This is a genomic window from Polaromonas sp. UBA4122 (assembly GCA_002381615.1).
Classification (GTDB): Bacteria; Pseudomonadota; Gammaproteobacteria; order Burkholderiales; family Burkholderiaceae_C; genus Polaromonas.
The window spans coordinates 1-6,743 of record DFWY01000069.1; the positions used below are offsets into that span (position 1 = coordinate 1).

At 58.0% G+C, this 6,743-nt stretch carries 7 protein-coding genes and 3 pseudogenes; all 10 read left to right on the plus strand.

The window, feature by feature from the left end:
• Positions 1-225: hypothetical protein (locus tag B3F77_RS09075; protein ID WP_293604659.1), on the plus strand; the 225-nt coding region annotated here is incomplete at its 5' end.
• 523 nt (positions 226-748) lie between these two features.
• Complete coding sequence (locus B3F77_RS20965) at positions 749-838, plus strand: hypothetical protein (RefSeq protein ID WP_414702986.1); 90 nt, start codon at positions 749-751, stop codon at positions 836-838.
• A 72-nt stretch (positions 839-910) separates the two neighbouring features.
• Positions 911-1,138, plus strand: a complete 228-nt coding sequence (locus B3F77_RS20970) for a DUF2281 domain-containing protein (protein WP_414702987.1) — start codon at positions 911-913, stop codon at positions 1,136-1,138.
• Positions 1,125-1,496 carry a type II toxin-antitoxin system VapC family toxin gene (locus B3F77_RS09090; protein ID WP_293604648.1) on the plus strand — a complete coding sequence of 124 codons (372 nt, stop codon included), beginning with the start codon at positions 1,125-1,127 and terminating at the stop codon, positions 1,494-1,496. Before B3F77_RS20970 ends, B3F77_RS09090 begins: the two co-directional genes overlap by 14 nt.
• Positions 1,497-1,517: 21 nt before the next feature.
• Positions 1,518-2,677, plus strand: a pseudogene (gene wbjC, locus B3F77_RS09100) (UDP-2-acetamido-2,6-beta-L-arabino-hexul-4-ose reductase).
• Between the two features lie 191 nt (positions 2,678-2,868).
• Positions 2,869-3,864, plus strand: coding sequence for a hypothetical protein (locus B3F77_RS09105; protein ID WP_293604651.1), 996 nt, complete (start codon positions 2,869-2,871; stop codon positions 3,862-3,864).
• Between the two features lie 21 nt (positions 3,865-3,885).
• The gene (locus B3F77_RS09110) at positions 3,886-4,311 is read left to right on the plus strand and encodes a hypothetical protein (protein ID WP_293604652.1); all 426 of its coding nucleotides are present in this window, start codon (positions 3,886-3,888) and stop codon (positions 4,309-4,311) included.
• Between the two features lie 424 nt (positions 4,312-4,735).
• Positions 4,736-5,482, plus strand: a complete 747-nt coding sequence (locus tag B3F77_RS09115) for a type IV toxin-antitoxin system AbiEi family antitoxin domain-containing protein (RefSeq protein WP_293604653.1) — start codon at positions 4,736-4,738, stop codon at positions 5,480-5,482.
• A gap of 85 nt (positions 5,483-5,567) precedes the next feature.
• Positions 5,568-6,433 (plus strand): annotated as a pseudogene (locus tag B3F77_RS09120) (nucleotidyl transferase AbiEii/AbiGii toxin family protein).
• Positions 6,412-6,743 (plus strand): annotated as a pseudogene (locus tag B3F77_RS09125) (nucleotide sugar dehydrogenase); the annotation flags it as partial. The pseudogenes B3F77_RS09120 and B3F77_RS09125, both read left to right, overlap by 22 nt.

Consider the following 6,743-nt stretch of genomic DNA (forward strand, 5'->3'; position numbering starts at 1 on the left):
ACGGGGGACGCGCTCCACGCGCTGTGCTGCGCCGTGGGCTACAACTTGCGCTGGTTGATGCGGGCCGTGGTGCGTCTGGGCCTCAAGGGCTTTTTGCTGTGCCTGTTTTGGCTCGCGTATTGGACACGCTTTGTTGTCAAACAGCTCACTCAAGGTGTGACAGTCGCTGGCAGTCAGTGCCTGGGGGCAGGATTTGCCATGTCGGTGCTCGTCTCAAATCGCTGAAAGTGGATTTTGCAGGGCCGACTGGTTACTATGCCGACCCGGCGCTGGCGCAACAGCAGTTCGGCTGCCAGGCCCATCGCTCGCTGGCAGAAATGTAAGTAGACGCCCGGCGCTGGTAAAGCCAGAATCCGGATGGTTATGAATAAGTGCCAAATGTGCCTATAGCCCATATGGGGTGGGCGCAGGCAGCTATTAAATTTGTAGTGAATTCATGGTTGTCATTGCGAGCGCCCCAATCCCGTCATTGCGAGCGCAGCGCGGCAATCCACGGCCTCCGCTTTATCGACGATGGATCGCCACGCTGCGCTCGCGATGACGAATCGGGGCCATGGATCGCCACGGCCTGCGGCCTCGCGATGACGGGAGCTTTGCACATGCTGACCGGTATTTGGCGGTACCTGCCAGCACATGAGCTGGTCACCACGGGTGAGAAACCCGAAATTGTGGAAACCGTTCCCGGCTGGACGCACGACATTACCAACGTTGGCACAGTGAGGAATACCACTCCCACAACACCACCCGGCTGGATGTAGCGGGCATGAAGGCGCTGCTGCTCAAGCTCGACTTTATGCAGCGCATTGCGCGGGGTGAACACGCGCTGGCGGAGGAATAGTTGGCAGCAGCATGCACTTTGAAAAGGGCAAGAACGTAAACTACTATAGTCAAAATTAACCGGATGAATACGATGTCAACAACTTCAGAACGGCTCTTTGAAGCGGTCCAGTCCTTGCCAGAACCATTGCTGGCCGAGGTTCTTGACTTTGCTGATTTCTTGCGAGCCAGGCAAGCAAGGACAGTTAGCCAGCCAGCAGACACCAGCCTGGCTAGCCTGTGCGGCGGGTTGGAGAACACCCAAACTTTTATCGGTTCGCCCTTGGCCATACAGCAGCAGTTGCGCGATGAGTGGCATTAAGTACCTGCTCGACACCAATGTCATTTTGGGAATGTTGAAATCAACGCCCGAAGTGTTGGCAATGGTGGGCAGCGCGGACTTGATGGCGCACCAATGCGCTTTCAGTGCCGTAACGCGCATGGAGTTGCTGGGCTACCCCGGTATTACGGCTGGCGAGGATGCATTGATCCGGCAGCGGTTGACCCAATTTACCTATCTGGCAATTTCCACAGCCATTGAAGACAAGGCGATTGAGTTGCGTCGCTCACGCCAGGTCAAGCTGCCAGATGCGCTGATTGCAGCTACAGCCCTGTGCAATGGCTTGGATCTGTTGACTATGGATTTGGGTCTGCAAGCGGTTATGCGCAGTGCCACGTAAACCAGCTGTTACACCAAGAAAATTCTGATCACCGGTGCCATTGGTTTCATTGGCAAAAACCTGCAGTTGCACCTGGCCGAGCGCAAGGACGTGCAGGTGGTGTGCTTTACCCGTGACGATGACGTGGCCCAGCTGCCTGCGCTGCTGCAGGATGTGGACTTTGTGTTCCACCTGGCGGGCATCAACCGCCGCAAGACCCGGCTGAGTTCGTGTCGGGTAATGTGGATTTGACACGGGCGCTGTGCCTGGCCGTGGGTGCCGTGGCCGAGGCCACTGGCAAGTCGGTGCCGATCGTCTACACGTCGTCTGCCCAGGCCGGGCGCGACAACGCTTATGGCCAAAGCAAGCGCGGGGCCGAAGGCGCTTTGCTGGCGCTTGCGCGCAGCCACCGGGTGCCGGTGCACATCTTTAGGCTGCCCAACGTCTTTGGCAAATGGTGCAAGCCCAACTACAACTCGGCCGTGGCCACGTTTTGCCACAACATTGCGCGTGGCCTGCCCATTCAGGTCAACGACCCGGCCGCACCGGTCACGCTGGTGTATGTGGACGATGTGATTGGGCGCTTTGTGGGGTTGATGGATGACAGCCGTCATTGCGAGGAGGAACGACGTGGCAATCCAGGCAGTTTGGATTGCCGCGCTGCGTCCGCAATGACGGAGGTGGCGCCGCAGTACAGCACCACCATGGGCGAGCTGGCGCGGCAGATTCAGGCCTTCAAGGACAGCCGCACTACGCTGATGACCGAGCGCGTGGGCACCGGGCTGGTGCGGGCGCTGTATGCCACCTACGTCAGCTACCTGCCTGTGGAGTCGTTTACCTACACCGTGCCTCAGCATGCTGACCCGCGTGGCGTGTTTGTGGAAGTGCTCAAGACGCCTGATGCGGGGCAGTTTTCTTATTTCACGGCACACCCTGGCATTACCCGGGGTGGCCACTACCACCACAGCAAGACCGAGAAGTTTCTGGTGATCAAGGGGCAGGCACGCTTCAAGTTCAGGCACATGCAGACTGGCCAGGCACATGAGCTGGTCACCACGGGTGAGAAACCCGAAATTGTGGAAACCGTTCCCGGCTGGACGCATGACATTACCAACATTGGCACTGACGAGATGATTGTGATGCTGTGGGCCAACGAGGTGTTTGACCGGGCGCGGCCGGATACTTTTGCCTGCCCGTTGTGAGGGGGGATGGATTGCCGCGCTGCGCTCGCAATGACGGGAGCCCCTTCGTCATCGCGAGGCCGCAGGCCGTGGCGATCCATGACCCCTGGATTGCCGCGACCTGCGGCCTTACGATGTTGTATAACTTTAATTTGCACTATAACATTTAGCATGTTATAGTGCGTTAATTTGGTTATTGTGATGGACTTGCCGTGCTGACACTGGATACCGCCGTTCAACGCTACCTTCAAGAAGTCTTGGGCATTCCAGCCCCAGAGGTTCGACCGTGGGCGCGGGAATCTGAACTGCCGTATTTCCTGCGGGACGCATTTCAGATCAATGAACTGGACTTGCTGGGGCATTCTGTCCTGTTGGCGATCGATCTCAAGACTGATAAGCCGCGTCTCGGCGAGGTTCGCGTCCAGTTAGACAAAGTGAGGGTGCTTGCCGGGCAACCGGTTCTCTATTGCACAGGTGCCTTGGCCTCCTATGAGCGCAGACGGTTGATCGAGCAAAAGGTGCCATTCATCGTTCCCGGCAATCAGCTTTACCTGCCAGATCTCGGTATAGATTTGCGTGAATACTTTCGCCACCGTTCAATCGCTGCAGCGGCAACGCTCAGTCCCTCAGCGCAGGCCATGCTGATCACGGCCTTGCTGCGCCGGCCTTGGCAAACCGAATGGCAACCGTCTGTTGTTGCCGCTGCCTTGGGCTACACGCCGATGACACTCTCCAGAGCGGTCAAGGAGTTGACGGCGGCTGGCATTGCCACGCCTTACATGCTTGGCCGGACACGCTGTCTGCGGATGGAGCGCACACCACGGCAGACCTGGGAGCAGGCAAGACCCATGCTGCGCACGCCGGTCAAGCGCAGCGTCTGGGTGCACGATGACATGGCCATCGCAGGTCAGCCGAGGCTGCTGGCTGGGCTGAGCGCGCTGGCGCACCATTCGATGCTGGCTGAACCGAAGTGGCCAATCTACGCCATCAGCCCGGCGCAGTGGCGGGCAGCCACGCAGGCCGGCATTGAAGAGTTGCCAGAGGCAGCGGCCGGTGCGTGCGAATGGCAGCTTTGGAGCTACACCCCGGCGCTGCTTCCGGGCACCGGCGCGGTGGATCCGCTGTCGCTGACGCTTAGTCTGCAGGACAACCCGGATGAGCGCATACAACTTGCGCTGGATGAGCTCAAGGAGCAATTGCCATGGTGAGAGGACTAGCGTTTCCCGGTCATGGTCGAGTTATTTGCGCGTGCGCCGGACGGGCTTGTGCCTACCCAAGGCTGTCGTCTTACGCCGATTCCGCTTGACGAAATTCCGGGCCTTTATGCGCAGTGCCACGCTGGCGTGGTCGCCCTGGACCCGCGTCACAAGACGCACAACATCCCCGGAAAATTTCTTTCGTACATGCAAGCTGGTTTGCCGGTTTTGGCAAGCATCAACCCGGGTAATGATTTGGCAGATGTGATTAATCACGAACGGGTAGGTAAGGTCAGCACCGACGCATCGGTTGATACGCTGCGTGTTCTTGCAGAACAGCTGGTTAATGAAATGAAAACGGATGTTGAAATTCAGGCGCGCTGCAAGTCACTGTCTGCGCGCCTGTTCTCGCCGGAGGCTGCGGTAAAGCAGGTTGTGCAGGCTTTGGCGGCTGGGTAGCGGCGAGCGCAGATGTGGCCCAGTGCCATGCCGACCCGGCGCTGGCAAATCCAGAATCCGGATGGCTATGAATAAGTGCCTAATGTGCCTATAGCCCATATGGGGCGGGCGCAGGCAGCTATTAAATTTGTAGTTATTTCAGGCCGCTCTCCGTCATTGCGAGCGCCCTGTTTCGGGCGACCAAAACTGCACACGGACCTTGAACCTCCGGCCGTCATCGCGAGCGAAGCGCGGCGATCCATCGTCGAAAAAAGCGGGTTCATGGATTGCCACACTACGTTCGCAATGACAGACGGTTCATGGAGAGCTTGACCCGCAATCCATGGATCCTGGCACATCATGAAGTTGACGTCAGAGAGTAACTTTGAGTTTTTTTCTATTCACACTTATTGGCAGTGAATGAAATATTTCTTATAATTGCCTCATGGAATCAACTAATGATGTTTTTTCATTCAAGAACGTGCTGGCGAAGCTGCCGCGTGGTGAGCCGTTGGGCACGATGAGTCTTCAGCAATATGGTGTCAGCACATTCCGCGCATCGGCTCTGGCGCGTAGCGGCTGGCTCACGCATCTGGCCCGCGGGGTGTACATGCTGCCAGGTGACACGCTGTCTCGCGATGCCTGCCTGGCGTTCCTCTCCAATCAGGTGACTGGCTTGCACGTGGGTGGCAAGACTGCGCTGGGCTTGCGTGGTGTGCGCCATAACGTGGCGTTCCGTGAAGTGCTGTCGCTTTGGGGTGACCGAGTCAAGCCGCTGCCAGCCTGGTTCACGCAAAGGTTCGAATGCCGGTATCAGTCAACCCAACTTTTCGACGCCGACCTGCCCAAGGGTTTTGCCTTGCAGTCGCTCCCCGCCGGTCGGCCAGACGTTCTGGTGTCCACGCCTGAACGGGCGCTGCTTGAACTGCTGAGCGACGTGGGTAAGGGCCAATCGCTGGACGAAGCCCGGCATCTCGTCGAGGCGCTGAGGAGCGTGCGCAACGATGTGCTCGACAAGCTGTTGACGCACACCACACGCATCAAGGTGGTTCGTCTTGCCCACGCGATCGCCCTGGAATTGGAGCTGCCTTGGGCACCATTGGCAGCCCTGCAAAGCCAACGTTTGGGTGGTGGCAAGCGCTGGATAGCGGTTTCCAAATCCGGTGAGCGACTCGACCTTAAAGGCGTATGAAAAAAATATGAACCAAACATACGTTGACACCGTCAGGCTGTTGCTCGCCATCGCGCCGACCGTCTTTCAATCCCAATGCTTCGCGATGAAAGGCGGAACTGCATTGAACCTGTTTGTGCAGGATATGCCCCGCCTCTCTGTGGATATCGATGTCGTATTCACTGACCACACGCTTGAGCGGGATGCCGCCTTGGAGGCCATCTCAATGGCTCTGTCCCAATTACAGGCGGCCCTGAAGGCTCGCGGGTTTCGAGCCACGCCCTTGCGGACCAGACTAGGCGATGAGGTGAAGCTGTTGGTGGAAGACGAGCTCGCCAGCGTCAAGGTTGAAGTTAACTTCGTCTTTCGTGGAACGGTCCTTCCCGTCGTTCAAATGCCTCTGGCACCGGCGGCGCGTGAGTTGTTCGCCACAGGCCTGACACTGCCGGTGCTGAATACGCTGAGCTTTATGGCAGCAAGCTGGTAGCGGCCATGGACCGGCAGCACCCGCGTGACATTTTCGATGTGGTGCAGATGCTGGCACGCTTTGGCTGGCAGAGTTCATTTATCGATTGCTTTGTGGCCTACCTTGCTGGCCACAACCGCCCAGTGCATGAGGTGCTGTTCCCGACAAAGCAGCCCTTGGCAGCAACTTTCTTGAGTGAGTTTCAGGGCATGACGCGAGATGAACTCCCGTTGGCACTGCTTGAAAAGGCACAGCAAGACCTTATTGATCAATTGCCCAGGCGGCTGACCCCGGACCACCGCGAGTTTTTGCTATCGCTGGTCCGAGCCGAACCCGTTTGGGAGCTGATGCCGTTCGAGCATCTCAGAGAACTGCCAGCGCTGAAGTGGAAACTGCTCAACCTGAAAAAACTGCAGTCTGGCAACGCAAAGCGTTTTGCCGCACAGCACAGCGAGCTTGAAGCAAGATTCCACGGTCTTGACGCGGTACCAAATGGAACTTCCTGAAATTCAGCCCTGGCCTGGTGGGCGGCCACTGCATCGGTGTGGACCCCTACCACTACCTCACGAACAAGGCCGAGACGCTTGGCTATCACCCGCAGGTGATTCTGACCGGGCGACGCATCAACGATGGCATGGGCAAGTTCATTGCCGAGCAAACCATCAAGCAGATGATTGCAGCGGGCAGTTACATCAAGGGCGCGCGGGTTAATGTGCTGGGGCTGGCATTCCGCGCTGGTGACGGCAGCACCCAACCCCGTGTGATGGCTGACATGACGGACGACCCTGATGTGGATCTTCAGGTGTGGCCGCAGAG

Bases quoted from the DNA above. Each gene is read 5' to 3' on its own strand.
- B3F77_RS09090 (WP_293604648.1), top strand. From the start codon at position 1,125: ATGAGTGGCATTAAGTACCTGCTCGACACCAATGTCATTTTGGGAATG.
- B3F77_RS09110 (WP_293604652.1), top strand. From the start codon at position 3,886: ATGGTCGAGTTATTTGCGCGTGCGCCGGACGGGCTTGTGCCTACCCAA.
- B3F77_RS20970 (WP_414702987.1), top strand. From the start codon at position 911: ATGTCAACAACTTCAGAACGGCTCTTTGAAGCGGTCCAGTCCTTGCCA.
- B3F77_RS09115 (WP_293604653.1), top strand. From the start codon at position 4,736: ATGGAATCAACTAATGATGTTTTTTCATTCAAGAACGTGCTGGCGAAG.